Below are 26,618 nucleotides of genomic sequence, written 5' to 3'. Positions count from 1 at the left end.
ACATTTCACCTTTTTCAAGGCCAGTGTGGTGGAATTGGTAGACACGACGGATTCAAAATCCGTTGCCTTCGGGTGTGGCGGTTCGAGTCCGCCTACTGGTACCAACATTAAAAAAGCGATTACATTTGTAATCGCTTTTTTTTCATCTAATGCTTTTTCACTTAGCAACTCAACCTAGGCTATTTAACCTAAACTAATCATCAAACCCCTGATTAACGTAATCTGGCAAGTCTTCTTCTTTTGGAATTGGCGTCGATTTCCCAGACTCATCAATCGCAACAAACTTGAACATACCTTCTGTCACTTTCTCGCGATGTCCAATACGACCGCGTCGTACCCAAGCTTCAACAAGAATATTCATTGACGTACAGCCGACAGATTCAACTCTCGTATAAACACCTAGAATATCGCCAACCTTAACAGGACGAATAAAACTCATCCCATCCAGTGCTACAGTTACAACACGAGACTGAGCTCTCTGTCCTGCGCATATTCCGGCTGCAATATCCATTTGGGATACAACCCACCCCCCAAAAATATCGCCAGAAGGGTTTGTGTCTCCCGGCATAGCAACTGTCCTAGTCGTAAGACGACCTTTTGCCTTTTCTTGCAACGCTGACATAAATCGCCTCAACTAATCTCTTAACAAAATAGAATCTAAAAATACTATCACAGCCAAGACAAAACACAGATACAAAAGCGAATAAAAGCCCAACCTATTTTACGGCCTCAACCTCATAATAAATCGCTGTGCCTTTCGCCTCAGTTGTCGGAAAAGAAAAACTTGAACCAATAGAAGCCCCCAACCCACTACTACTGCCACCACTAATACCAACACCTGTTCCTAAACGTCTAAATGACAGCTGCGCCACCTCGTCTAAAATAACGCCATTCGCACCTATCTTAGCCGCCTGCTTCTTCAATTCTTCAGTGGCCTTTTCTTGTCTAGAGCCTTCCGTAAAACCCCCATCACTCGATGCTCGTACCGTTCCAATGACTTCATAATCAAATAATGGAGCCTCTTTAAACACCTCCACTTGATCCACATCTAACTCAGGCATCTGCCGACCAGTGATCACATGAGCTCCAGAAGAACAGCCAAATAAAAACATAGCCAATATTAAAACCGCTAGAGACTTAAACTGAAATTCAAAAATACGCTTCGCCATGCCATCAACCTCATCCTACGGACTTATATTACTAATAAAGAAAAGCATAGCAGCTTCTTTCCAAGATAACGAAAGAGGCTTACAAATGGTGCACAGGGGAAGACGAAAAAATGAAGACAAAAAAAACCGCCAATTAAGCGGTTTATTTATGATTATCTATTAATAAAATATGCTTAATACACTATTTCACAGATATCGTTAATTCTATTTTCTAAAGCTTTAATTCTGCAGACCAATAGGACCAATAGCGCACCCAAAAAGCTCAATCTCAATCAGTTAATGATAATTTATCATTACTCAAAATGATTTTGCAGGATTCTAAGATAGGTATGCTCTGATATCTTCACTAGGTTAAGTACTTTCTTTGACTTCATGCTCTAATTCAGACGCCCATGCTTGTGCATCACGTTTTGTAGAGAAGCCACGCTTCGTCTTACGCTTACCTTTCACGCTAACTTGAGCGCGCCATGTTCCATCATTGGTTTTAAAAATAGACGCCGCTGAATATTCTCCGGTTCAATGTGCGGTGCAGAATTTCAGAAAAGATAGTATATAAGCGGAAAAGCTGACAATTTGAAGTAACACTAAGAAAATGCTGGAGATTAGATATTTAAAGGGATTGAGCTAGATAAGAGCTTTTTAGAAAGGTATGGGCATAAAAAAAGGCACCATAAATGGTGCCCGGGACCGGAATCGAACCGGTACGCCTATTAAGCGCAAGATTTTAAGTCTTGTGTGTCTACCAATTTCACCACCCGGGCATATCTGATTTTGGAGGCCGGAGTCGGAATCGAACCGGCGTTAACGGAGTTGCAGTCCGCTGCATGACCACTCTGCCATCCGGCCTCTATCAGAAATCTTTTCATCTTTGGAGCGGGAAACGAGGCTCGAACTCGCGACCCCAACCTTGGCAAGGTTGTGCTCTACCACTGAGCTATTCCCGCGTCTCAAAAGACGGTGCCTATTCTATGTATTTGAGCTTTCACGTCAAGGGAAAATTCCAAATAAATAACTAACTTAGGCATTTTTTTCCAATCTGTTTAGTTTTCGTTCGACTCTTTGGACATTAGCTCAGGCCAAGCCGCTTTTAAATAGATGTACATAGACCAAAGCGTTAACAAGGCCGCAGCGATTAAAACTGCTTCACCAATATGAGCAAGGAAGGTCTCTGGTCGGCTTCCTAACAGAATAAAAATGGCCAACATCTGCATGGTTGTTTTTAACTTGCCAATATAAGAAACCGCCACGCTAGCGCGCTTACCCATTTCGGCCATCCATTCCCTTAGTGCAGAAATCACAATTTCTCGACCAACGATGACCGCACTAGCGATAGTTAACAAAGGGTTCGCATAGCTCGCCACCAACATAACCAAGGCAATCGACACCATGAGCTTATCAGCTACTGGGTCAAAGAAAGCACCAAAGGGTGTTGTCTGATCAAGTTTTCTCGCTAAAAAGCCATCTAACCAGTCTGTAATCGCTGCCAGAGCAAAAATAACGGCACAGGCGTAATAACGCCCTTCCCACGGAAGATAATAAACCGCCACCAGGATAGGAATCATAAAAATACGTACGGACGTTAATATGTTTGGTATGTTCATTTTATTCCTAATTATTACGCTAAATACTTCAAATACGTCAAAACTTTATCAAGCTTAACTTTTATGGAGATATAAATAAATTTCTTCTGCTTTTTTAGCACTAATTCCTTTCACTTTGGAGATATCTTCCTGACTCGCTGATGAAAGTTCTTGGTAACCACCAAAAGCTGTGAGTAATTCTTTGCGTCGATTGGGCCCTATTCCCGGAATCTCTTCCAATACAGAGTGTCGACGCTTCTTATCTCGTCTACGTCGGTGTGTCTTTATTGCAAATCGGTGAGCTTCATCTCGTATATGTTGGATCAGGTGTAACGCCGATGAATCAGGCGGCAAAACAACTTCATCTTCTTTTGAACCAATATACAAGGTTTCTAGGCCAGGTTTACGAGTATCCCCCTTAGCAACGCCCAATAAGAAAATGTTGACTAACCCTAACTCTTTTAAAACCTCTTCCGCTTGTGTCAATTGACCTTTACCACCATCAATCAACAAAACGTCTGGCGCTTCTAACTCACCACTTTTGACACGCTTATAACGTCGAGTCAGAGCTTGTTTCATAGCGCCATAATCGTCACCTGGTTCAACACCTTCGATATTGAATGAGCGATAACGTTTTTTATCTGGACCATCTGGACCAAACACAACACAAGATGCAACAGTTGCCTCACCACTGGAGTGACTGATATCAAAACATTCCATGTGGCTTGGAGGATCAGTAAAGCCTAACAATTTTTGCAATGCAGTCACACGGCTAAAGTGATTTCGTTTATCAGATAAACGAGCCTGTAAACCTTGTTCAGCATTGAGTTTAGCAAGATCTAACCAGCGCGCACGCTGCCCTCTGACACTGTTCAACACTTCAATTTTTTTCTGTGTCGTTTCGAAAATACCTTCAATTAAGGCGTCACCGTCTTCTAATTCATGACTAACAATGAGCGTTTTTGGCAGCTCTTGAATACCACCAAGATAAAATTGCGCAATAAAAGACGATAATAATTCGCCTTCTGTAATTTCTATTGGCATTTTTGGGTAATGGCTTTTACTGCCAATAACTTTGCCTTTGCGAACCATCATGACATGGACACACAAGGCGCCCGGCTGAATTATCGAAGCGATAACATCCGCATCACCAGTTTGACCGTAAACGTGCTGCTGCTCTTGAATATGCTTAAGTTGAATGACTTGATCTCGCAATTCTGCAGCTCGTTCAAATTCCATATCTGCTGCTGCAGCACTCATTTGAGCCGTAATTTCAGCCGTGAGTTCTTGATCTTTACCTTGAAGAAACATGCGAGCATGACGTACATCCAAATCATATTCTTCATCACTTATCAAACCCACACAGGGCCCCGAGCAACGTTTAATTTGGTACTGCAAGCAAGGCCGCGATCGATTGGAGTAAGTAGAATCTTCGCATTGGCGGACTTTAAATACCTTTTGCATGGTATTCAGGCTTTCTTTTACCGCTCCACCACTTGGAAAAGGCCCATATAAGGTACCTTTGTCCGTTTTATCACCCCGTCGGAACAATAAAGCAGGGTGATGGTGGTTAGATAAAAGAATGTACGGATAGGATTTATCATCCCTAAGCAGAATATTATAAGGCGGACGATGTTGCTTAATGAGGGTTTGCTCAAGCAAAAGTGCTTCCGTTTCACTTTTGGTTACCGCAATTTCAATCGTATGAATACGACTAACCAGAGCCATGGTTTTAGTCGTTAAACCTGTCACTCTAAAATAACTGGCAACACGATTTTTTAGATTTTTAGCTTTTCCTACATATAGCAACACACCTTTGTCATCATACATGCGATAAACGCCGGGACGAGTCGTTAGGTTGCTAACAAAATGTTTAGGATCAAATTCAGAATGACTCAAACAAACCTCGTTTTTCGTCTAGCCCATACCAAGTACGTTGTAACGCACAGCTAGGTGGATAAGCTCTACATCACTCTCGATATTAAGCTTTGTAAAAATACGAGTGCGATATGTACTCACGGTTTTAGGACTTACGTTCAATTGATCGGCAATTTCATTGGATTTTTTACAATCTACAATCATTTGTGCCACTTGCAGCTCTCTGTCAGACAATTGACCTAGGGGAGAACCTTGCCCATCAATAGAAAACTTAGACAAAGCCATTTTTTGAGCAATGCTTTTAGAGATGTAATGCTCACCTTTTGATACAACATCAATAGCTTCTAATAGCTCAGATGTATTGGCTCCCTTAGTAAGATAACCAGAAGCTCCTGCTTCTAATAATTTCACAGGATAGAGGTTATCGTCTAACGCAGACAAGGCAATGATTTTGGTTTTTGGTAAGATGCGTTTAATTTCTTTTGTTGCGCCCAAACCACCGATGCCAGGCATATGAACATCCATTAAGATGATGTTGGGAAGCAGAACTCGAGATTGAATAATGGCCTCTTCGCCACTATGGACGACACCGACAACTTCAACACCTTGAACATCCTGCAATACGCGACTAATCCCTTGGCTAACTACATCATGGTCGTCAACGATCAATACTTTTAACATCACCACTCCACCAAAATCCCCACATGCTACATAATCTTTAGTAGACATCGTCTCTTATAATTTTCCTCTACACAAAACAATCTGATGAAGCTTGACCATATCGAAAGCCCATCAATTACTTTATTCTGGCAGTTTCCCTTTATACCCCATGCTTTCCAGTTTTTTCTGGCTGATCTCTCGGTAACGAAGACGCACACCAGAGCCATGTGTTTTTTGGGTATAATAGAGCAAGGGCGCTATTTGTTCTTCTTCCACAGATAAGTCTTTCGCTATTTGGCTTGTTAGGTCCTGAATACTTAACGTGTGCTTATCTTCTATCATGATCACTTTTGGTATTACCAAGCGTTCGCCAGCAATTACCCTATCAACAATTTTCAAATAACTTTGTTCAAACAAGGGCCAAGAGACACGCTCTTCTTCTGATTTAATCTTGTACCAGCCGGCCTGAGATCCAGCAAAAAATACCGCAGGATGACTCCATTTATAACTCAATGGATCAGAACGGCAAGAACACGCCTCAAGATACGCTGAACGAGGATCTGCTAATCCGTAGGCTTTGTAAGCTGTACTAATCAGTTTTAAAAACTCAGAAATCGTCGGCGGCCAAGCATACACTTCTTTGGTTCGCTCTACGGCATAGGCCAATAAAGGTTCTTGGAATCCTTTTAAGGCAATCGCCCATTCACGTTTCGCTAACTTTACCTCATCAGGATTACTGTAAGCTGAAGCAAATTTATGAGTATAAATTGCTTTAAAACGAGCAAACAGCATATTCACTAGAACTCGCGTTTGTTGCTCAGCTTCAGTAGGACCCGATTCGCGGCTCGTCTGCCCTGACTCACCAGTCTGTGTCGTGTATGTTTGTGAGGGCGTCGCTAACTTGTTCTCTAGAGGTTTTAGTAAATTTTGAACTGCCTGAGGTTCCTTCATATGAAGATCGATCCGATTGTTTGTACTGCCACTGACGTTTTACGTATTTAAAAAATTCGCTGTTCCAAGTTCTAACATTCTTGCGCTGCTCTTTGATCCTTAACAAAAACTCCGTTTGCAAAGATAAGGCAAACTCTCGAGTCACTCCAGATTGCGCGATTTGTTCAAGCGTCGCTTCTTCTGGCTGCCACTGATCGGGCTGTCGAGCTCGTTCTTTCTGCTCTAAATATAAATCAAAATCTGTCACACCACGACGGTCATTTGCAACTGGATGAATATTCCCCGAGTGACCGTTTCCAACTGATCGTTGGTTCGTCGCTGGACGTTGATTTGCAACAGAGTAAGAAGGCGCATCATATTGACGAGCAGGCTGTTTCACTGAATAAGCTTTTGGTTGAGGGGTAAACTCCTCCGACTTTTCTCGGGACGCTTTATGCAAACGATCCATCTTGCTCATCAAAGCATCGTCTTTTGATTCAAGCTCTGCTGTTGGCTGAACCGATTGCGCTGTTTTTTGTGCTGATGCCAAGTGAATTTCTAGAATTTTTTCTTGGCGCTGAAAACTGAGCAACTGACTCATTTGTAAGTTAGTCAACAAACGCATGAGAATAGGAACAGTCCAAAATGATAACTGTGTACTTAATTGGCTCATCTCGACTCGTAGAACGTTCGAGCTCACAAGATAAGCCTGCTGCTTTAGAAACGTTAGTAATACCGTTTCTTCTAAGCCAATTTGGGCTGCCATTGAAAATGATATCGGCAATGTATAGTCGTTATCCAACATAAATCTCGCTTCGCATGATTAGCTCAATAGTCTATCAAAAGCCATCTCCATAAGCACGATAACCTTCAACAAGAACTTAGTAAGAAAAGATATAACCAAGTCGATTTTGATAAACAAAGTCTCAGTAAGCACTGTGTTTTCTTTGACAGGGTACTGAGACGCTCCTATGCTGGAATAGCAACAAATATTTATCTTGGCACTAGCGCCAGCGTAAATTGCGCTTCTCTCGAAAAACAATATTTAGGAGGAAAGTAGTATGCACGTCACACAAATATCTGGACACCATATCCACATAACCCCAGCAATCAAAGAACACATCAACGAAAAACTTACTAAAATTGTCCAACTTACAGATCAGATCATCTCGATCAATGTAACCCTATTAAAAGACAATAAACATCAAAAAGTAGAAGCTCGAATACATCTACTGGGAAAAGAAATTTTTGTCATGGCCTCTACTAAAAATAGACTATTCCACGCTATAGACACCATGATAAACAAGCTCACTAGGCAAATCAGAAAACACAAAACCAAACTTGCCATATCAAGTAGTAAAACAGCACAAAAACCTGAAGCTTGAATAAACTTTTGCAAAAAAGTTAATATTAATAGTTTAGAAAGCATCACCTTTCGGGGATGTTTTCTTGTCTTTATTATCTAATTTCAACACTTTTTTAATACCGTTTTTCTACTTTTAACCTATAGATAGAAAATCGAGCTTGAAGTTTGAAACTTTCAACCGCATATTATGTCCTAGTAATGGTTATAAACTTAATAGGAGTAATCACCATGCGTTACACAGAAGCCCTTTCGACACAATCGTCACAAACGGCAAATAAAACGCTTCGCAATACATATGGACTATTGTCACTAACCCTTTTGTTCAGTGCATTAATTGCTGGATTAAGCGTATCAATGAACTGGCCTCATCCGGGCCTAATTGTTACTTTAGTTGGCTTTTACGGATTGTTATTTCTAACTCATAAATTCAAAAACAGCTCTTTAGGCATCCTTTGCGTTTTTGCCTTGACTGGTTTTATGGGATTAACTCTTGGCCCCATTTTAAGCATGTATTTAACTTTACCAGGTGGTGGAAGTTTAATCATGTCGGCGTTAGGCATCACAGGCTTGTCCTTCATGGGCCTATCTGCTTATGCATTGATTTCAAAAAGAGACTTCAGCTTCCTTAATGGATTTATCACTGTTGGTTTCTTCGTTCTATTATTTGCTGTCATTGCAGGCTTCTTTGTTCAAATGCCTGCATTGCAAATATTCATCTCAGCGGGTTTTGCTTTGTTCTCTGGGGCTATCATTTTGCTGCAAACAAACCAAATCGTACGCGGTGGTGAAACAAACTACATCATCGCCACCGTGAACTTGTATGTTTCTTTATACAACATGTTCCTAAGCATCTTATCTTTGCTTGGCATGGCTCGCGACGATTAAAACATCGTTCACTTAATAGGACGAAAATGAAAAGGCCGCTGACTGCGGCCTTTTTTATGTGTAAACTTTGCAATCTGCTTATTTCATCAGAATTGCTTCATCAAGGGCTATTTTTAATGCAATACACTTTACTCATTACAGGTTCGCCTTATCAAAGTAAGGCATGCCACACAGCCCTTCGCTTTATTAAAGCTGCCACCAGTAAATACCCACATTGCATAAAAGGCGTGTTTTTTTATGAAGACGCGGTGCTGATCGGCAATCAAACAGCACAACCACCAAGAGATGAAATAAACATTACTAAAGCTTGGCAAGAAATAGCCAAAGAGCATGATATCCCCTTGTACCTTTGCATCGCTGCTGCGGTTCGTCGTGGCATTATTAACGAAAGCGAAAGCCGCCGTTACGAGCTAGAGCAACATACTTTAGCGGAGCATTTCCAATTAGAAGGTCTAGGCACTTTAGTAGATTTAATGAACACCACTAACAAAGTCGTCCAGTTTAGGTAAACATATGAAACATACTTTAATCCACCTAAACAGCAGTCCATACTCAAGCTTAGCTTGCAAAGAAGGCCTAGATCTCGCCTTAGTATTAGCAACATTTGAACAATCTGTTGACCTTTGCCTTTCTGGTGCCGCACTTTCCATTTTAACTGGTAAGCAAAACCCAACCATAGAGCATGGTAAAAACCTTCACAAGCTTCTAGATGGCTTAGAGTTTTACGATATAGAAAACATCTTCATTGAAAAAGACAGCAACTGGACGGATACAGAGACCTCTTGGAAAGGTATTAGGTCACTTGATACAACTCAATGGCAAACCATGTTTTCGAACTACAAACAGATTTTTCGATTTTAACTTTTTCGGTTTTTAATTATGCGACTTCATCAAATCAATCAACTTGCCTACCCATCAACACTGGAAGCAACATGGCAAAACAGCTTACAAACTGGAGACCAAATCCTTCTCATCGAGGAAGGTTTTTTACGAACCCAGCAATCCGATACTTTTTCCAGCGCACTAAAAAAAATGATTGAAAAGAAAGAAATCAAACTTTATTACCTTCAAAGTGATGCAGCAGCCTATGGTTTGTCTGCTGATATTGGCCTGCCACTATCTGACGAAGAATGGGTAGATATAACTTTTTCAGCCAACATAAACATAAGCTGGTAATGACAATGAAAAATCATGCAGTTTCATTAGACGAAGAAGGTTATTTACTAAACTTACAAGATTGGACGCCAGTGCTGGCTGAACAATTGGCAAAAGATGTTGATATAGAAATGAGTGAGGCCCACTGGGAAATCATTTATTTGTTACGTGAGTTTTACAAAGAATTCGAAGTCTCACCAGCAATGCGTCCACTGGTCAAAGCCGTTAGCAAAAAACTCGGTGCAGAAAAAGGCCGGAGCATTTACCTTATGACCCTTTTCCCTGGTAGCCCACCAAAATTGGCAGCAAAGATAGCAGGCCTACCAAAGCCCGCTAACTGTCTATAAAAGAAAAAACAAACGTTTTAAGATTTCCCATACCATTGTAGCTTTTCTTGTAACGTAACAACTTCACCAATAATGAGCAGTGCAGGTGATTTTGCTTCATTCTTGATCGACACGTCGTAAATATCTTCAATGGTTGAAGTAAAAACCCGTTGTTCTTTTGTGGTGCCTTTTTCCACAATGGCCACAGGCATGCTTGGCTTCATGCCAAATTTCATCAAAGACTGGCTAATGTCTTTAAGACCGGTTAACCCCATATAGATAACCAAGGTTTGCGCTGGATGAACCAATTCTTCCCAAGGCAATTCTGTTGTACCATCTTTCAAATGACCCGTTAAAAAACGCACTGATTGAGCATAATCACGATGGGTTAACGGAATGCCTGCATAAGCAGCACAACCAGCTGCAGCCGTCACACCTGGAACGACTTCAAAAGGTACGCCTTCTTCGATTAGCTCTTCAAGCTCTTCACCACCTCGACCAAAGATGAAAGGATCTCCACCTTTCAGGCGAACCACCATGTGCCCTTCTTTCGCCTTGGCAGCTAACAAACTGTTTATTTCTTCCTGAGGAAGACTATGAAGTGATTTAGCTTTTCCGACATACATTTTTTCTGCCGCCTCAGGAATAAGGTCAATAATTTCTTTGCCAACTAAGCGATCATACAAAACTACGTCTGCCATTTTTAACAAACGATACGCCTTTAGAGTTAGCAATTCTGGATCCCCTGGACCCGCTCCGATTAAATAGACTCTGCCCGTCATAATATTTTCTCATACAAAAAAAGCCTCCTGCGAGGCTTTTTTATTAGTCCCGTAATTTACGCTTTTTTCAAAAGCGTTTTTCCACCCATGTAAGGAATCAACACATCAGGAACGCGCACACTGCCATCTTCGTTCTGATAGTTTTCCAATACAGCGACTAATGTACGCCCTACCGCTAACCCAGAACCATTCAAGGTATGTGCCAATTCTGGACGACCTGTTTCAGGGTTACGCCAGCGAGCTTGCATACGGCGTGCTTGGAAGTCACACATATTAGAGCAAGAAGAAATTTCACGATATTTACCTTGCCCCGGCAGCCAAACTTCAATGTCATAAGTTTTATGAGCAGAGAAACCAAGATCGCCGCCACATAAGATGACTGTACGGTAAGGGAGCTCTAATTTCTGCAAGATAGCTTCTGCATGGCCCACAAGCTCCTCAAGCACTTCCTCAGAGCGATCTGGACGGCAAACATGTACTAACTCAACTTTCTCAAACTGATGTTGACGAATCATACCGCGCGTATCACGACCATAACTGCCAGCTTCACTACGGAAGCAAGGTGTATGAGCTACAAATTTTTTATGAAGGTCTGCATCATTTAGGATTTCATCACGTACCAAATTAGTTACGGGAACTTCGGCTGTCGGAATCAAATACAGGTCATTGTTACCACTGTCCTTATCGACAGGCACCTTGAAAAGATCTTCTTCAAACTTAGGAAGTTGGCCTGTTCCTTTTAATGAGTGGGCATTTACTAGATAAGGCACATAGACTTCAGAGTAACCATGCACATCTGTATGAGTATTAATCATAAATTGAGTAAGTGCACGGTGTAGACGCGCTAAATCAGAATGCATAACAGCAAAACGAGAACCGGTAATTTTAACTGCAGCTTCAAAGTCTAACATTTGCATTGCTTCACCCAGATCAACATGATCTTTTGGCTCAAATTCAAATGCTTTTGGCTCACCCCAGCGACGAATTTCGATATTATCATCTTCTGTTTTGCCTTCTGGCACAGAAGCATGAGGAAGATTCGGAATACCTTCCAATAAAGAATCCATAGCAAGCTGAACTTCCGCTAACTGCTCTTTCGCGGCGTTTAAATCATCGCCCAATGTCGCTGTTTGCGCTTTCAGTTCTGCCGCTTTGTCTTTATCGCCAGACTTCATCGCCTGACCGATGTCTTTGGATACAGAGTTACGGGTCTGTTGCAGATGCTCTGTTTCTACCTGAATCGCTTTACGGCGCTCTTCTAGGGAAGAAAATACGGCCACATCCAATTCATAGCCTTTCTTTTTAAGTTGAGCCGCAATGGCCTCTGGGTCAGCGCGCAATGCTTTAATGTCTAACATCTGAGCAACAATATCCTTTAACAATGTAATAAAAAAATGTATTTAATCGAAGTGTAGGAATGGTTTAGAAAAAGCGTGTCACTGCCATACCAACAGCAAGACCAACAATACCCAAAACACAACTCAATAATAAATAGCTTATCGCACTTAGCCAAGCCTGCATGTTAATAAGTGAGATAATTTCCAAAGAAAAAGTAGAAAACGTTGTAAATGCACCCAAAAAACCCACCATAATTAAAGGTCGATAAGGTTCTAGTGTTGGCATACGCTCACTAATCATTACAAATGCAACCCCCATCAATACACAACCAAGTACATTTATAAGCATGGTTGCAAACGGGAAATGATGCTGCCAGTAGCTGTTAATCCACCTCGTCATGCCATATCGGCTCAAAGCGCCAAAGGCACCGCCAATCGCAATCATAAAATACATCATTTTCTATTCCTTTGAGATAATGTTTTTTTTGCAAAAAATCGTCTTATCTTAATCAATCATCATAGCGTTGACGCAGACTCTGGCTATCTAAATCAGACAACCAAGCCAATTTATCGGTGATTTTTTTCTCTAAACCACGATCTGTCGGTTGATAATAACGCATATTAGCTAATTCTTCTGGCATATAATTTTCTCCAGCAGCATAAGCATGCTCTTCATTATGAGCATAACGGTACTCATCACCGTGCCCCATACTTTTGGCTAACGACGTAGGTGCGTTACGTAAATGGATAGGAACTTCATAGCTTGGATGAGCAGCCACATCAGACATGGCTTGATTAAACGCCTGATAAACCGCATTACTTTTGGGTGCGCAAGCCATGTAAACAGCAGCTTGAGCAATGGCGCGGTTACCTTCACCTGGACCAACACGTTCAAACACATCCCATGCATTTAAGCCAACCTGTAAGGCTCTTGGATCGGCATTACCAATATCTTCTGAAGCAATCGCCAATAGACGTCGCGCAATATACAATGGGTCGCATCCACCATCCAGCATTCGCGCCATCCAATATAAGGCCCCATCAGGCGAAGAGCCACGGACTGACTTATGAAAAGCAGAAATCTGATCGTAGAAAACATCTCCTTTACGGTCGAAGCGACGAACACTACCACCGAGAACATCCTCTAATTGCTCTTGCGTTACCTTACTCCCAGGCTCAACAAGATCCGATAAAATCTCTAAAAAATTTAACCCTCGTCGAATATCCCCGTCAGCCGCTTGCGCCAAAATAGAAAGAAAGTGGTCATCTATTTGGAAGCCATCCCCGTTAAAATCCTTGCTGATACCTCTCTCGTTGTTCTGTAAGGCACGAACTAATACAAGTTGAACTTCTTCTACTGTTGGCGTTTTTAAACGATAAACACGAGCTCTTGACAGCAAAGCTGAATTTAATTCAAAGGCAGGATTCTCAGTTGTAGCACCAATAAACAAAAAGGTACCGTCTTCAATAAAGGGGAGAAATGCATCTTGTTGGGATTTATTAAATCGGTGCACCTCATCAACAAACAATACGGTTTGCGTACCATTCATCATTCGTAGTTGTTTAGCTTGATCAACAGCAGCTCGGATTTCTTTTACGCCAGACATCACGGCAGATATTTCAATAAATTGAGCATCAAGTGCATGGGATAACAATTGAGCGAATGTTGTCTTACCTACACCCGGTGGGCCCCAAAGAATAAAAGAATGGCAGTTCCCTGTCTCAACCATTCTTCGCAACGGCTTCCCTGGACCGACTAGATGCGACTGCCCAATATAGTCATCAAGACTAGTCGGGCGCATTCTAGCAGCCAGAGGCTGATAAGCCCCTGTTGGAGCATCCGAGAAAAGATCTTTCATTATTGACCTTCTACAATCACATCCACGTAATCAGGTAAATCTAAAATAAAGTTGTCTTTCGTAACACCTTCATGTGTTTCAACATTTTTAAATTCAATGACAGTAGTCTGACCCAATGCATCCAAAATACTCATGGAACTAATGACTTTGTTTTTAAATACTAGAGTCAATGTTTGGAATAAGTCTTGGTCATCTTTAGGCGCCAAACGAAACTTATCCTTACCTAAAGTTGTCACGACATAATAAGGTAAAACCTCTGCTGCAGGTTGCCCTAGCAAAGCCGCTGGAGAGTTTCCAACAGCCCCCGACAAAGGTTTCTGAGTCGCTTGCTCTAGATCAATATCCCACACGGTAATTGTTTTACCATCCGATACTATACGCTGGGCAAAAGGCGTCACACTATCCCAGACAAATTGATTGGGTTTCGCTAAAAGAAAAACACCATCACTAACTTGTAACTGTTTACCCTTTTCATCATAGGTAACTTGATGAAACTCACCTTCAATATTTCGATTCTGCTCCAGAAGGCTTTCAACCACATCAACCGTTTCAGCTTGAACTAGACCAGTCTGAAAAATGGCCGCAAAAGTAAATACACATACAGCAACTAATTTATTAATCAAAAATTTCTCCCAAAAATACAGTTACTTGAAAATGACTATTCTGGAATTAAAATATCGCGCTGACCATTGGTCCCCATTGGACCAACCAAACCAGCGGCTTCCATTGCCTCTACCAAATTTGCCGCCCTGTTGTAACCTATTTTCAATCTACGTTGAATAGATGAGATAGAAGCTTTACGGGTTTCTATGACAATCTTCACAGCATCATCATAAAGCGCGTCTTTATCTTCGCTGTCGTCGCCAGACATTAAGTCTTCTGGATTCACAACCACATCATTAATGTATTCAGGCTCGCCGCGTAATTTCCACTCTTCGACGACAGCATGTACCTCTTCATCTGAAACAAAAGCACCATGAACTCGGATTGGCGTTGGCAGCCCTGCAGGAAGATACAACATATCCCCCATCCCCAATAACTGATCCGCACCACCTTGATCCAGAATAGTTCGAGAATCAATTTTCGACGAAACCTGAAACGCCATACGAGTTGGAATGTTAGCTTTAATCAGACCTGTAATGACGTCTACTGAGGGCCGCTGTGTCGCCAAAATCAAATGAATACCAGCCGCTCGTGCTTTTTGAGCAATACGAGCGATCAGCTCTTCCACTTTTTTACCAACTATCATCATCATATCCGCGAACTCATCTACGACAATAACGATATAAGGCAAAGGTTCTAGGTGAGGAACTGTTCGTGCCACACCGTCTTCGGAAAACATCGCCATTTCAGGTTGCCATAAAGGATCTTCAATTGGCTTACCCGCATCAATCGCATCACGGACTTTTTTGTTATAACCAGCAATGTTACGTACGCCTAGTTTCGACATTAATTTATAACGTCGTTCCATTTCATCAACCGACCAACGCAAGCCATTGGCTGCGTCTTTCATATCTGTAATCACTGGTGTTAAAAGGTGTGGAATGCCTTCATAAATAGACAATTCCAGCATCTTCGGGTCAACCATGATCATGCGTACTTCATCTGGTGTTGATTTCAACAACATACTCAGAATCATGGCATTTACACCAACAGACTTACCAGATCCCGTTGTCCCTGCAACCAAAACATGGGGCATTTTCGCCAAGTCGACAACAACTGGCTCACCAGAAATGTCATGACCAAGAGACAAGGTCAAAGGCGAAGAGGAATGATCGTAAGCGTCACAGTTGATAACTTCGGAAAAGTACACTGTGTCACGAACCTGATTCGGAATTTCTATACCAATTGTGGATTTACCTGCAATAACCTCAACAACTCGAACACTCATCACACTTAAAGAGCGCGCAAGGTCTTTCGCAAGATTAGTAATTCTAGATACTTTTACACCAGGTGCTGGTTGAATTTCAAAACGTGTGATCACAGGACCAGGATTCACCTCGACAACGTCCGCTTTCACACCAAAATCCTGTAAACGCTGCTCTAATAATTCAGACAGAGCCAATAACTCATCTTCCGAGTAACCGCCTTGTTTTGGCTTAGGCTTGGTTAATACAGAGCGATCTGGCAAAGAATAAGCTTTCTCTTCTCGGTTACTGGTATCTTCGTTTGATGATGGACCACCAAGAGAATCTAACTGTTTCGCTTCCGACAAAGTTCGAAAAGCTGGCTTATGGGCTGTTGTAGTTGTAGAAGCCGCTTCACCAAACAAAATAGCATCCGCCTGCTCTTTAGTAACGGCAGAAGGCTCTGTAACATCTACTTTATCTGCAGCAGATGAAATATCACGGGCAGACGCCTTGCTTGGCGATTCTGACCAAGACTCTTCAATATAAAGCGTATCACCAAACTCAATGTCTTTGTCATTAGCCGATAATGAGTCTAATCCATCAAAATTAGGCTCTACATGAGGCTGATCTTCAACCTCTTCTGATGATTTATTCGATTTCTTAGATTTAGAAAAAAGCGATGACAAACTAAATTTAGATTTTTCACTCTCTTCTAAAACATCTCCAGAAGAGGGGGCTGAGTAATCTTTATCGATAGATACCGTATCTAAAAGTTCGTCTTTCCCTATGCCTTTTGAAGCAATCGCATTTCTTCTTTTACGAATAAATGCAGGTTCTTCCTCTTCATCTTGCTCCTCAATCGCATGTAAATCAGTTGAACTTGAGTTGATAGGTTTAGCCTCAATGGCTCTTTTATTCAGTTTTGCTTCTCGGCTATCTGCATGCTTTTGACGTACCAACACCACAAATTTAAAAACGACTTCACCTAATCGATCCATTAATCCCAACCAATGAACCTGAGATAACAAGGTAAAGGATAAGATAACTAAGGCTAAACTAACTAAAGTGGCTCCATCATAACCAATAAAGCCATACAGCAAAGTACCAAGCCCATGACCCAATATACCACCAGTGCCGTACTGAAGTGATAATTCGCCCACGGTATGTAAAAAACACAAGGCTGAACCAAATGACAAATATAAAATACTGCCTAATGTGCAGAGTAATGCATTATTAACCGGAAGCAGTGAATGTGGGTTGCGCCATATGATAATAGCCACCCAAAAGAACAAAGGAGGTAAAGAATAAAATAAAGACCCAAAGAAACCAGACATTAAATCAGCAATGGTCGCGCCGATTGGCCCCATGGAGTTTTGAATCGCCCTACCAGTACCGGAATAAAACCAACCAGCATCTTCAGGGTTATAAGTATAAGTTGCTAAACCGAAAAAGAATAAAAATAACAATGCAGCAATAAACGCCGCCTGCTTAGCAAACATATCCCAAATTGGTGAGCGTACTGACTCACTCGCTTTTTCTGACAAAACACGCCTTCCTATTTTATGCTAACCAAAACAAATACATACTCTAAAAAAACAGAGTGACAAGTTCGTCAAGCTTACCATAAAAAAAGCCAGCCCAAAGGGCTGGCTTTCGCTTTTACACTAAGAAAACACTTCTATTAAAGAAAGGTCTTAGAAAGAGGCTTTAGCACCAATTTCAGTGTACTCTGCAAAGTCACCAGTTTCATTTTCAACATAATATGTAATAGCATCTACAGTGTAAAATGCTGCTAACTGAAGACCATTTTGCTCAGCCTCAGTATCCATACCATATTGAGCATTAAACTGAAGTGCATCACTTGCAGCAAACTGAAGCTCAACAACAGCTTGAGACTTATCAGCGCCACCAACTTCACCAGCACCGTAACCAACATTGATAGTCATAGCATCCATATTAGTAGAGAAACCAAGGTTATACGCAGTATCATCACCAACAGAACCAGCAGAAAGACCGAATGAAGTACCTGGGCTAAGTTCCATTTCATAAGAAGCAGCAAAACCGATCTCACTATCACCATCAGCATTTACGGCATCAGAACCCTCAAGACCAACAGTCAGACCAGGAACTACAACATAACGAACAGCAGAATAGACAGAGTCGGTTGCAACACCACCAATCACACCATCATCAGCAAAGAATGCGCCATCAGATAATGAACCGTCAAATTTACCAAAAGATACTGCGCCATTTTTAACATAGATAGCTTCTAAATCAACAGTTGATACATCAGTACCTGCGTTACCGTCAATTTCAATTTCAGCGTATACAACACCAGTATCAATAGCCAACTCAACTTCAGGGTCATTACCCGTACCGTCAAGAACATTACCGCTGTCTTGAATTGTGTAGTTAAGTGCTGCAGTACCAGAAAAAACAGCATCAGCAGCCATAGTAGTTGTAGAAACAGCAGCTGCAACAGCAGTTACCGCGAAGATAGAAGCAAGTTTAATCGCTTTCATTCAAGATTCCCCTTTATATTATAATATATGGTCTTGTAGACCATTTGAAAAATGTTATCCGTTTAAGAAACGTTGTTAAATCAACGACTCATGTATCTTAAAACCATTCAGTTTCACTTTTGTGACAATCGCCAAAAAAGCAAATCATCCTGTAGTTCCCAATACCGAATTCAACTATCGTTTCGAATTACCGTTTTAGGACTGACTTGATTAAAACCAAGTTATCCACCACTGGTCAAGCATTCCTTGCACTTTTTTCTCTTTTTTTCATTTTACCCCCTACTTTGGGTAAAAACTAACCAGCAAGGAGATAAAACTACATTTTTTTTAGAACATTCATGCACATTACAAGGAATTAAGAACGCAAATGTGTCAGCAACTCGCAAACCATACGCTTTTTTATCCTTAATTCAAATATCGGGAGAAAAAAATTTCTTTAATTTTTTAATTAAAAAATATTCATAGATAGTTTTTACTACCAAAGGAATTACAATTACATTATGTAAATCTGCAGACGATAAATACTTAATAAGGTGATCACCATTTCATGCCTGACCTCGAAGATGAAAAACACGAATTAATATTGCTCACAGAGTCCCCTTACGACACTCCAAATCCACATAAAGCACTACAAGATCCAGAGGGCTTATCCGCCGTCGGTGGTGATTTATCTTCAATACGATTAATACATCTTTATAGTAAAGGCTTTTTTCCTTGGTTTAGTGATCCAGATCCTATTTTATGGTGGCACCCTGAGCAAAGATGTGTTTTGTACCCAGAAAACTTTCACGAATCTAAGTCTCTTAAAAAAACACTTAAAAAAGAACCTTGGTATTTTTCAGTAAATAAAGAGTTTCAATCGGTTATTAATCATTGCGCTGCACTTCGAGCAGACAAAGAAGGCACTTGGATTTCAAACGATATTAAAAATGCCTATTTAGAATTGCACAAACTAGGTTATGCACATTCAATGGAAATATGGAAAAATGAAACTCTGGTCGGTGGTTTTTACGGTATTGCCATAGGAAATCTATTTTTTGGTGAATCTATGTTTTCACTTGTGCCAAACGCCTCCAAAATTGCTCTAAAAACATTTTGTGATTTAGCAAAAGAGTGTCGTATTGAACTAATCGATTGTCAGGTAGAGTCAGAGCATTTACTTTCTTTGGGAGCAGAATTAATACCAAGAGAAACATTTTTATCTGCTTTAGAAGACTTTATACCGACGACTAAAAAGAACACAGAACTCTTAAATATTGGCAAAAAACCTGAAAAACAACGAATTTAGCTTAAAAATAGACAGGGTAAGAATGCAACTTAGTTTGCCTTACGGTGAGTTTTTAGGCAAAATATGCTCGATCAAAATTCAGACGTCGCTAAATAAGCATCATGATTTAACTATTTAGCGCTCAATCGACAATAGAGAAACATTTTTTCCCTTTGTCTGTAGACCTCCGAATAAGGCATGGTCGGCGTCTACTAAATTATATAAGTAAACACCATAGGACACATATTGTGGCAAAAGAAGAAGGCTTAGAAATGGAGGGCACTATCATTGATACGTTGCCTAATACCATGTTCCGTGTCGAATTAGAAAACGGACACGTAGTAATTGCTCATATCTCTGGAAAAATGCGTAAAAATTACATCCGTATTTTGACTGGCGACAAAGTAAAAGTAGAGCTGACGCCTTACGACCTTTCAAAAGGCCGTATCGTTTATCGAGCTCGTTAATTTAGAAGCGGTTACCTAATAAGTAGCCATTAGCTAGATTAAAATCATAAAAAAACCGGACACTTTCAAGCGCCCGGTTTTTTTATGTTCAGCAATTGCATTAATTCCTAATGAACAACCGCTTCTTTTATCACTTCAAATTTCAGTTCGTCACTTTTCTCATCTAAAGACACTTTTACGTGTCCACCATCATGCAAATCACCAAAAAGTATTTGATCCGCTAATGGCTTCTTAAGATGTTCCTGAATCACTCGCGCCATTGGACGAGCACCCATCTGACGATCATAGCCCTTATTAGCCAACCAACCTCTTGCCGTATCTGATACTTCCAACATAACGCCTTTAGGATCTAACTGAACCTGCAATTCGACTAAGAACTTATCAACCACATTAAAGATAATGTGTTCATCAAGTTGTTGGAATTGAATAACAGCATCAAGACGGTTTCTAAACTCTGGCGTGAAAGTTCTATTTATCACTTCCATACCATCTGTTGAGTTATCTTGATTAGAGAAACCAATTGTACGACGAGCCAGCTCTTCTGCCCCAGCATTCGATGTCATAACCAGGATCACATTACGGAAATCCGCTTTGCGACCATTATTGTCAGTCAAAGTACCGTGATCCATAACCTGCAACAACAGGTTGAAGACTTCTGGGTGTGCTTTTTCTATTTCATCAAGCAAAACCACACTATGAGGGTTCTTAGTAACCGCCTCTGTTAGCAAACCACCTTGATCAAAGCCAACATACCCTGGTGGCGCACCAATCAAGCGAGAAACCGCATGACGCTCCATGTACTCAGACATATCAAAGCGAATAAGCTCTAACCCTAACTGCTTCGCAAGTTGCTTCGTGATTTCGGTTTTACCAACACCTGTTGGCCCAGCCATTAAGAAAGAGCCTATTGGTTTTTGCTCCGCTTTTAATCCAGCACGGGACAACTTAATCGCCGCCGACAAGGAATCAATCGCACTGTCTTGTCCAAACACCACCATTTTCAAATTTCGTTCTAAATTAGACAGCACTTTTCTATCATCAGAATTAACAGCCCTTACAGGCACACGAGCGATCTTAGACACGATATCTTCAATATCTGACACAGTAATCACAGATTTTCGCTTACCTTCAGGCTGAAGGCGTTGAAACGCTCCCGCCTCATCGATCACATCAATCGCTTTGTCTGGCATGTGACGATCTGTCACATAGCGCTGAGCAAGTTCTGCAGCTGCTAACAAAGCAGGCTCTTCGTATTTAATTTGGTGATGTTCTTCAAACGCACCTATGATGCCTTTCAAGATTTGATACGTATCATCAACGCTCGGTTCGTTCACATCAATTTTTTGGAAACGACGCGCTAAAGCATGATCTTTCTCAAACACACCACGAAACTCTTGAAACGTCGTCGATCCGATGCAACGTAAGCCACCAGAACTTAATACTGGTTTAAGTAGGTTAGAGGCATCCATCACACCGCCAGATGCCGCACCCGCACCGATAATGGTATGAATTTCATCGATAAACAAAATAGCATTCGGCAGTTTCTTCAATTCACCAAGCAATTGCTTAAGGCGCTTTTCAAAGTCACCACGGTATTTTGTCCCCGCTAATAAGGCACCTAAATCCAATGAATACACAACGCCATCTGCAATAACATCTGGCACTTGTCCATCAACGATTCGTTTGGCAAGCCCTTCTGCAATCGCAGTTTTACCTACGCCAGACTCACCAACCAATAATGGGTTGTTCTTACGACGACGAGAAAGCGTTTGTATAACACGCTCCACTTCGTACTCGCGACCAATCAATTTATCGATTTTTCCAGCTTTGGCTTCTTCATTAAGGTTCGTTGCAAACTTTTGCAAAGGAGCCGTGGTTGTATCTTCCGCCTCTTCGTCTTGATCCATTTCTTGAGACGCATCACCTGTTTTGGAGATGCCGTGAGCAACATAATTCACAACATCAATACGAGCAACACCATGGCGTTTCAAGAGATAAACTGTCTGGCTTTCTTGTTCGCTAAAAATGGCCACCAGCACATTCGCACCAGTCACCTCTCGCTTTCCTGATGATTGCACATGAAACACAGCACGTTGTAATACACGTTGAAAACCTAACGTTGGCTGAACTTCTCGCTCTTCATCATCTTCAGGAATTAAAGGCGTTGTACTATCAACGAACTCTTCCAGCTCTTTACTTAAAGTGTCTAAACTCACACCGCATGCTTTTAAAACGCTTGAGGCAGCGTTGTTTTCGATAAGAGCCAATAACAAATGCTCTACTGTCATGAATTCATGGCGTTTGTCGCGCGCCGCTTTGAACGCTGTATTTAGGGTTTGCTCTAGTTCTTTATCTAACATTGCTATTCCCTCACTCTGAATCAGTCAACCTTTTGTAGGTCGCACATTAAGGGGTGCTCATTTTGTTCCACGAACTGTTGTACCATTGCTACTTTCGTTTCCGCAATATCAAAAGGGTAAATACCACAAACTCCTTTACCCTTTTGATGCACTTCCAACATAACTTGATTCGCTTTCTCTCCATCCATAGAAAAAAAACGCTGCAAAACAAATACGACAAAGTCCATTGGCGTATAGTCATCATTGAACAATACAACTTGATACATAGAAGGCGGTTGCAGCTCGGTTTCCTGTGGAGCAATCGCGATACTAGAATGCCCTTGCTGCTCGTCTTCTGATACTAGTCTAATTTTCTGGTTTACAATCATCCCATGCCTCTGAGGCCAAATTTTTCACGTAATTTGCCTAATTCAGCACATTACTACCTTTATATACGTTATAGATTACCACTTGGATTTTACAAATACCAAAACACCTTCTACGCTTTCTATTGAGGCGGTCAAATGTGCAATCAATGTTTACAGAAAAGATTCTAACATTGATTCGAGACAAAGAATTCGCACCTATTTAGCAATCTAAATTATTTAGTTCATACTTTTAAATACATCTATGTTGATCACCACAACTCATGACTGGTCAATTAGACAAACAATAGTGAAACCTTTTATAGCGATTTAGAGTGAATAAGGAGTAACTCATGCATCACGGATTAGTTAAGTGGTTTAATAATGCAAAAGGCTATGGATTTATTGTTTCAGAGGACTTCGAAGAAGATTTGTTTATTCATTATTCTGCAATTAACGTTGAAGGCTATAAAACACTCAAAGCAGGCCAAGCCGTAACTTTCAATGTTGAACCTGGAAATCGAGGCATGCATGCTATTGATATCAATCCACTTACATCAGAGCAAGACGAGCCACAAGAAACTCAAACCGCATAAAGCCAATCGGTTCATAAATATAGCAACATCGCTATCCAAGAATGAATTTGTTATCTTACTCCTCACCATGGGGAGTAAGATCTGTATAATTAAAAAAATACTTTTTTCAGCAAATACTTTTAGCCACTCTTCAATTCAATAATTTAATCACACACTATAACGACACATTGAGCGCATGCCTTCAAATTTGATTTTGTTCAACAAACCCTTTCGAGTTCTGAGTCAATTTTCTCAAGAAGGCGATAAATCCACTCTTGCTGATTTTATTCAAGTCCCAGAATTCTACCCTGCTGGAAGACTGGATTTTGACTCCGAGGGCTTATTACTACTTACCAATCAAGGCGCATTACAACATATCATTGCATCTCCCGACTTCAAATTACCCAAAACTTACTGGGTTCAAGTTGAAGGTAATATTTCAGATGAAGCGCTAAATAAATTAAAGCAAGGTGTAGAATTAAAGGATGGTTTAACTAAGCCCGCTCAAGCAGCACGTATAGAAGAACCTAATATTTGGGAAAGAATGCCACCAGTAAGACACAGAAAAAACATTCCCACAAGCTGGTTATCACTACAGATTCGTGAAGGAAAAAATCGTCAAGTGCGACGCATGACCGCCGCTGTTGGTTTTCCTACACTTAGATTAATACGTTACGCTATTGGTCCATACACATTAGACAACACTCAGGTGGGGCACTGGAACTACATAGAACCAACCGATGACTTATCAAAAGAGGTGACGAATTTTGAAGAACAAAGAAAGAGAAAGATTACCTCATCTAACCGTCGCCGCTCTGGTGAAAAAAGACAGTTTGGACGACCCCAAGGAAACACAATATCTGATGGTAGCAGAGTGGCAGGACAGCCAACTCGTACTAAACCAACCAGCCGGACACATCGAAAATAGCGAAAGCGCTATTGAAGCAGTAATTCGAGAAACCCTAGAAGAATCTGGTTGGCTCGTTAAACCCGTTGGTTTACTTGGCATGTACGCCTTTACTCCTTTTAAAGAGGCAGACACCTACCATCGACTTTGTTTTTTATGTGAGCCAGTAGAAAAAGCGAGTCAAGAGCTCGACCCAGACATAGAATCAAGCCATTGGCTCACTTATGAGGAAATTCTTACACTCCCTCATCGTAGTCCATTAATCAAAGCTTGCATTGAAGATTCACTTCACAACCCCATAATACCTTTATCCTTTATATCTGATCACTTTCTTCGTCCTATCGATAAAGAGAAAGTGATACAATAATGGCAATTAAATTTACCTGAGGCCTTGCCTCTTCGTCTTATGAGTAACCATTGGTCATGAAAGAAAGCACTGCTGCAAACAATGTAAATAGCACAAAAAAAGTCATAGTAGGAATGTCAGGTGGCGTTGACTCTTCAGTATCGGCCCTTATTCTGATGCAGCAGGGCTATCAGGTCGAAGGTTTGTTCATGAAAAACTGGGACGAAGATGATGGTACAGAATATTGTACAGCCAAAGATGACCTTGCTGATGCCCAAGCCGTTTCAGACACATTGGGTATTACACTTCATACGGCCAATTTTGCAGCGGAATATTGGGATAATGTCTTCGAGCACTTTTTAGAAGAATACAAAGCAGGCAGAACACCAAACCCAGACATCCTTTGCAATAAAGAAATCAAATTTAAGGCCTTTTTAGAGTATGCCTTGGCACTTGGTGCAGATTACATTGCAACAGGCCATTATGTACGCCGTGGAGAAAAAGACGGCGAGCCTCTTTTACTAAAAGGTCTTGATGGCAACAAAGACCAAAGTTACTTCCTTTATGCGGTAGGGAAAGACGAAATAGCCAAAACACTTTTCCCAGTAGGTGAACTAGAAAAGCCCGAAGTTCGACGCTTAGCCGAAGAGTTTGGCCTTATCACTCACAACAAAAAAGATAGTACAGGTATTTGTTTTATTGGCGAGCGCCGTTTCAAAGACTTCCTAGAGCAATATTTGCCGGCACAGCCAGGTAATATTGAAACCTTAGAAGGCGATATTATCGCGCGCCATCATGGTTTGATGTATCACACAATAGGCCAGCGTCAAGGTTTGGGCATTGGTGGTTTAGCGAAATATTCAGATGACCCATGGTACGTTGTCGAAAAAGACTTAACGCGCAATGTGCTAGTAGTAACACAAGGTGGCCAGCATGAGTCTTTATTCAAAACCCACTTGATTGCTGATAATTTTGACTGGGTAGCTCGTGAAAAGCCTTCACTTCCGCTTACCTGTAAAGCAAAGTGTCGTTATCGCCAACCAGATCAAGACTGCACCCTTTATGAATTAGAAGATGGACGAATTGAAGTCTCTTTTGTTGAACCTCAACGAGCAATCACACCGGGACAGTCTGTTGTTTTTTATGTTGGTGAGCACTGCCTTGGCGGTGGAATCATCAATGAAGCGTTTAACAAATAGAGAGTTTATAACGTGAGTAGTAGAGAAAAAGAACAATCTATTGCCCTATCCGCTGTATTTCAAGCAGCAGAATTGGTTGCCATTCTAGCCAAAACAGGAAAGGTAGATAACACGGCGTTACAGCCGATGATTGACAGTATTTTGCTCGTCAATGCCCCCTCTACTGAAGAGATTTATGGTGGGCAATGGGATTATCAAAGTAATTTATCCCTTGGTCGCAGTGTCGCTAAAAAAGCACTAGGTAAAGAGCGTAGCAGTGTCAACCCTGATACATTAAGATACGCACTCAGCTTAGTCCATCTTGAAAATAAGCTCGCAAAAACCCCACAGATGCTTTCGACTATTGGTCAGCGAATTTCTCAGATAGAGCAAAAGAAAGCACACTACAATAGCGTACTTCATGAAAACATCATTGCTTCTATTTCAGGAATGTACCAAGACACATTAAGTACTTTACCTTTTCGAATACAAGTACAAGGTGACAGCCGTTTTTTACAACAACCACATATTGCTAACCAGGTCAGAACCATTTTAATGTCGGGAATTCGAGCTGCAATGTTATGGCGACAACTTGGTGGAAAACGCTGGCATTTAATTTTTAAAAGAAAGGCGTTATTAAGTGCTTTAGAGTCTCGTAATTAACCTTAAAAAAACAAGAAAGCCCTATAGGGCTTTTTTTATTCTCATAAAATGAGTCAGTAAATGTAAGTCGATAAACACGAGAATAACTGAAATCAATTTTGAGTATATCTTGGAGCCGATATCTCTATCTTGGTTTTTTAGGTAGTATATCGACCAAATTTTTAACCTGTGCAAATTAATCTGTACAACCAGTTAAAACTTAGGGAATGGCG

The 26,618-nt window shown here is 41.0% G+C and carries 30 protein-coding genes and 4 tRNA genes; 14 read left to right on the top strand and 20 right to left on the bottom strand.

The genetic code is table 11. From position 1 onward, the window contains the following. Positions 1–19 precede the first annotated feature (19 nt). Positions 20–104 (top strand) — tRNA-Leu (locus tag AC0L3Y_RS09945). An 89-nt stretch (positions 105–193) separates the two neighbouring features. Here AC0L3Y_RS09945 and AC0L3Y_RS09940 read toward each other — a convergent pair. The 11 genes from AC0L3Y_RS09940 to AC0L3Y_RS09890 form a co-directional block, all read right to left on the bottom strand. Beyond that, positions 194–622 (bottom strand): acyl-CoA thioesterase, encoded by a 429-nt coding sequence (locus AC0L3Y_RS09940; RefSeq protein WP_473461728.1) that lies wholly within the window; start codon positions 620–622, stop codon positions 194–196. Positions 623–716: 94 nt separating this feature from the next. Beyond that, complete coding sequence (locus AC0L3Y_RS09935) at positions 717–1,169, bottom strand: hypothetical protein (RefSeq protein WP_473461723.1); 453 nt, start codon at positions 1,167–1,169, stop codon at positions 717–719. 351 nt (positions 1,170–1,520) lie between these two features. Next, the gene (locus AC0L3Y_RS09930) at positions 1,521–1,661 is read right to left on the bottom strand and encodes an Arm DNA-binding domain-containing protein (protein WP_473470614.1); all 141 of its coding nucleotides are present in this window, start codon (positions 1,659–1,661) and stop codon (positions 1,521–1,523) included. A gap of 183 nt (positions 1,662–1,844) precedes the next feature. Further along, positions 1,845–1,930 (bottom strand) — tRNA-Leu (locus tag AC0L3Y_RS09925). Positions 1,931–1,941: 11 nt separating this feature from the next. After that, a tRNA-Cys gene (locus tag AC0L3Y_RS09920) sits at positions 1,942–2,015 on the bottom strand. 23 nt (positions 2,016–2,038) lie between these two features. After that, positions 2,039–2,113 (bottom strand) — tRNA-Gly (locus AC0L3Y_RS09915). Between the two features lie 96 nt (positions 2,114–2,209). Further along, the gene (gene pgsA, locus AC0L3Y_RS09910; RefSeq protein ID WP_473461718.1) at positions 2,210–2,770 is read right to left on the bottom strand and encodes a CDP-diacylglycerol--glycerol-3-phosphate 3-phosphatidyltransferase; all 561 of its coding nucleotides are present in this window, start codon (positions 2,768–2,770) and stop codon (positions 2,210–2,212) included. A 54-nt stretch (positions 2,771–2,824) separates the two neighbouring features. Further along, complete coding sequence (gene uvrC, locus AC0L3Y_RS09905) at positions 2,825–4,648, bottom strand: excinuclease ABC subunit UvrC (protein ID WP_473461711.1); 1,824 nt, start codon at positions 4,646–4,648, stop codon at positions 2,825–2,827. Positions 4,649–4,666: 18 nt separating this feature from the next. Then, complete coding sequence (locus AC0L3Y_RS09900) at positions 4,667–5,308, bottom strand: response regulator (protein WP_473470613.1); 642 nt, start codon at positions 5,306–5,308, stop codon at positions 4,667–4,669. Positions 5,309–5,428: 120 nt separating this feature from the next. After that, positions 5,429–6,079 (bottom strand): replication protein P, encoded by a 651-nt coding sequence (locus tag AC0L3Y_RS09895; protein ID WP_473470612.1) that lies wholly within the window; start codon positions 6,077–6,079, stop codon positions 5,429–5,431. 67 nt (positions 6,080–6,146) lie between these two features. Next, positions 6,147–7,022 (bottom strand): DnaT-like ssDNA-binding domain-containing protein, encoded by an 876-nt coding sequence (locus tag AC0L3Y_RS09890; protein ID WP_473461706.1) that lies wholly within the window; start codon positions 7,020–7,022, stop codon positions 6,147–6,149. 256 nt (positions 7,023–7,278) lie between these two features. On the opposite strand from AC0L3Y_RS09890, the gene hpf reads away from it, so the two are divergent. The 6 genes from hpf to AC0L3Y_RS09860 all read left to right on the top strand — a co-directional run bounded on the left by hpf (position 7,279) and on the right by AC0L3Y_RS09860 (position 9,970). Then, positions 7,279–7,602 carry a ribosome hibernation-promoting factor, HPF/YfiA family gene (hpf, locus tag AC0L3Y_RS09885; protein ID WP_473461702.1) on the top strand — a complete coding sequence of 108 codons (324 nt, stop codon included), beginning with the start codon at positions 7,279–7,281 and terminating at the stop codon, positions 7,600–7,602. A gap of 209 nt (positions 7,603–7,811) precedes the next feature. Then, positions 7,812–8,468, top strand: a complete 657-nt coding sequence (locus AC0L3Y_RS09880; RefSeq protein ID WP_473461695.1) for a Bax inhibitor-1/YccA family protein — start codon at positions 7,812–7,814, stop codon at positions 8,466–8,468. Between the two features lie 116 nt (positions 8,469–8,584). Continuing rightward, positions 8,585–8,977: a sulfurtransferase complex subunit TusD gene (gene tusD / locus AC0L3Y_RS09875; protein ID WP_473461692.1), complete on the top strand. Its 393-nt coding sequence runs from the start codon at positions 8,585–8,587 to the stop codon at positions 8,975–8,977. A gap of 4 nt (positions 8,978–8,981) precedes the next feature. Continuing rightward, positions 8,982–9,329, top strand: coding sequence for a DsrE family protein (locus AC0L3Y_RS09870; protein ID WP_473461686.1), 348 nt, complete (start codon positions 8,982–8,984; stop codon positions 9,327–9,329). 18 nt (positions 9,330–9,347) lie between these two features. Continuing rightward, positions 9,348–9,644 (top strand): DsrH/TusB family sulfur metabolism protein, encoded by a 297-nt coding sequence (locus tag AC0L3Y_RS09865; protein ID WP_473461681.1) that lies wholly within the window; start codon positions 9,348–9,350, stop codon positions 9,642–9,644. A gap of 5 nt (positions 9,645–9,649) precedes the next feature. Beyond that, positions 9,650–9,970: a TusE/DsrC/DsvC family sulfur relay protein gene (locus tag AC0L3Y_RS09860; RefSeq protein WP_473461674.1), complete on the top strand. Its 321-nt coding sequence runs from the start codon at positions 9,650–9,652 to the stop codon at positions 9,968–9,970. Positions 9,971–9,987: 17 nt separating this feature from the next. Here the strand turns inward: AC0L3Y_RS09860 and cobA are convergent, their stop codons facing one another. From cobA to AC0L3Y_RS09825, 7 genes are all read right to left on the bottom strand, one after another. Further along, positions 9,988–10,731: a uroporphyrinogen-III C-methyltransferase gene (gene cobA / locus AC0L3Y_RS09855; protein WP_473461667.1), complete on the bottom strand. Its 744-nt coding sequence runs from the start codon at positions 10,729–10,731 to the stop codon at positions 9,988–9,990. 56 nt (positions 10,732–10,787) lie between these two features. Continuing rightward, positions 10,788–12,089, bottom strand: coding sequence for a serine--tRNA ligase (serS, locus tag AC0L3Y_RS09850; RefSeq protein ID WP_473461660.1), 1,302 nt, complete (start codon positions 12,087–12,089; stop codon positions 10,788–10,790). A 64-nt stretch (positions 12,090–12,153) separates the two neighbouring features. Next, on the bottom strand, positions 12,154–12,525 hold the full coding sequence (gene crcB / locus AC0L3Y_RS09845; protein WP_473461655.1) for a fluoride efflux transporter CrcB: 372 nt from the start codon (positions 12,523–12,525) through the stop codon (positions 12,154–12,156). Positions 12,526–12,577: 52 nt separating this feature from the next. Further along, complete coding sequence (locus AC0L3Y_RS09840; protein WP_473461648.1) at positions 12,578–13,927, bottom strand: replication-associated recombination protein A; 1,350 nt, start codon at positions 13,925–13,927, stop codon at positions 12,578–12,580. Beyond that, positions 13,927–14,550: an outer membrane lipoprotein periplasmic chaperone LolA gene (gene lolA, locus AC0L3Y_RS09835; RefSeq protein ID WP_473461641.1), complete on the bottom strand. Its 624-nt coding sequence runs from the start codon at positions 14,548–14,550 to the stop codon at positions 13,927–13,929. Before lolA ends, AC0L3Y_RS09840 begins: the two co-directional genes overlap by 1 nt. A 35-nt stretch (positions 14,551–14,585) precedes the next feature. After that, a complete protein-coding gene (locus AC0L3Y_RS09830) occupies positions 14,586–17,321 on the bottom strand; it encodes a DNA translocase FtsK (protein WP_473461636.1) in 2,736 nt (911 codons plus the stop codon). Between the two features lie 150 nt (positions 17,322–17,471). Continuing rightward, positions 17,472–18,299 (bottom strand): hypothetical protein, encoded by an 828-nt coding sequence (locus AC0L3Y_RS09825; protein ID WP_473461629.1) that lies wholly within the window; start codon positions 18,297–18,299, stop codon positions 17,472–17,474. Positions 18,300–18,846: 547 nt separating this feature from the next. Here AC0L3Y_RS09825 and aat point away from each other — a divergent pair. Together aat and infA are read left to right on the top strand one after the other, a co-directional pair. Further along, a complete protein-coding gene (aat, locus tag AC0L3Y_RS09820; protein WP_473461624.1) occupies positions 18,847–19,587 on the top strand; it encodes a leucyl/phenylalanyl-tRNA--protein transferase in 741 nt (246 codons plus the stop codon). Positions 19,588–19,814: 227 nt separating this feature from the next. Beyond that, positions 19,815–20,033: a translation initiation factor IF-1 gene (infA, locus tag AC0L3Y_RS09815; protein WP_012070936.1), complete on the top strand. Its 219-nt coding sequence runs from the start codon at positions 19,815–19,817 to the stop codon at positions 20,031–20,033. Positions 20,034–20,140: 107 nt separating this feature from the next. On the opposite strand, the gene clpA is transcribed toward infA, so the two are convergent. Together clpA and clpS are read right to left on the bottom strand one after the other, a co-directional pair. Beyond that, on the bottom strand, positions 20,141–22,393 hold the full coding sequence (gene clpA, locus AC0L3Y_RS09810) for an ATP-dependent Clp protease ATP-binding subunit ClpA (RefSeq protein ID WP_473461617.1): 2,253 nt from the start codon (positions 22,391–22,393) through the stop codon (positions 20,141–20,143). Between the two features lie 20 nt (positions 22,394–22,413). Next, on the bottom strand, positions 22,414–22,761 hold the full coding sequence (gene clpS, locus AC0L3Y_RS09805) for an ATP-dependent Clp protease adapter ClpS (protein ID WP_473461612.1): 348 nt from the start codon (positions 22,759–22,761) through the stop codon (positions 22,414–22,416). A gap of 329 nt (positions 22,762–23,090) precedes the next feature. On the opposite strand from clpS, the gene AC0L3Y_RS09800 reads away from it, so the two are divergent. From AC0L3Y_RS09800 to hflD, 5 genes are all read left to right on the top strand, one after another. Continuing rightward, the gene (locus AC0L3Y_RS09800; RefSeq protein WP_473461608.1) at positions 23,091–23,333 is read left to right on the top strand and encodes a cold shock domain-containing protein; all 243 of its coding nucleotides are present in this window, start codon (positions 23,091–23,093) and stop codon (positions 23,331–23,333) included. Between the two features lie 175 nt (positions 23,334–23,508). Then, a complete protein-coding gene (locus tag AC0L3Y_RS09795; RefSeq protein WP_473461603.1) occupies positions 23,509–24,240 on the top strand; it encodes a pseudouridine synthase in 732 nt (243 codons plus the stop codon). Then, entirely contained in the window at positions 24,176–24,586 is a 411-nt protein-coding gene (locus tag AC0L3Y_RS09790) for an NUDIX domain-containing protein (RefSeq protein WP_473461600.1), read from the top strand. Before AC0L3Y_RS09795 ends, AC0L3Y_RS09790 begins: the two co-directional genes overlap by 65 nt. A gap of 56 nt (positions 24,587–24,642) precedes the next feature. Next, positions 24,643–25,764, top strand: a complete 1,122-nt coding sequence (gene mnmA, locus AC0L3Y_RS09785) for a tRNA 2-thiouridine(34) synthase MnmA (RefSeq protein ID WP_473461597.1) — start codon at positions 24,643–24,645, stop codon at positions 25,762–25,764. 12 nt (positions 25,765–25,776) lie between these two features. Then, complete coding sequence (gene hflD / locus AC0L3Y_RS09780; RefSeq protein WP_473461593.1) at positions 25,777–26,406, top strand: high frequency lysogenization protein HflD; 630 nt, start codon at positions 25,777–25,779, stop codon at positions 26,404–26,406. Positions 26,407–26,618: the final 212 nt, after the last annotated feature.

The organism is Marinomonas sp. GJ51-14 (assembly GCF_055808695.1).
Note: the sequence above shows the minus strand (reverse complement) of the source record. Positions and strands in the feature narration are given on the sequence as shown.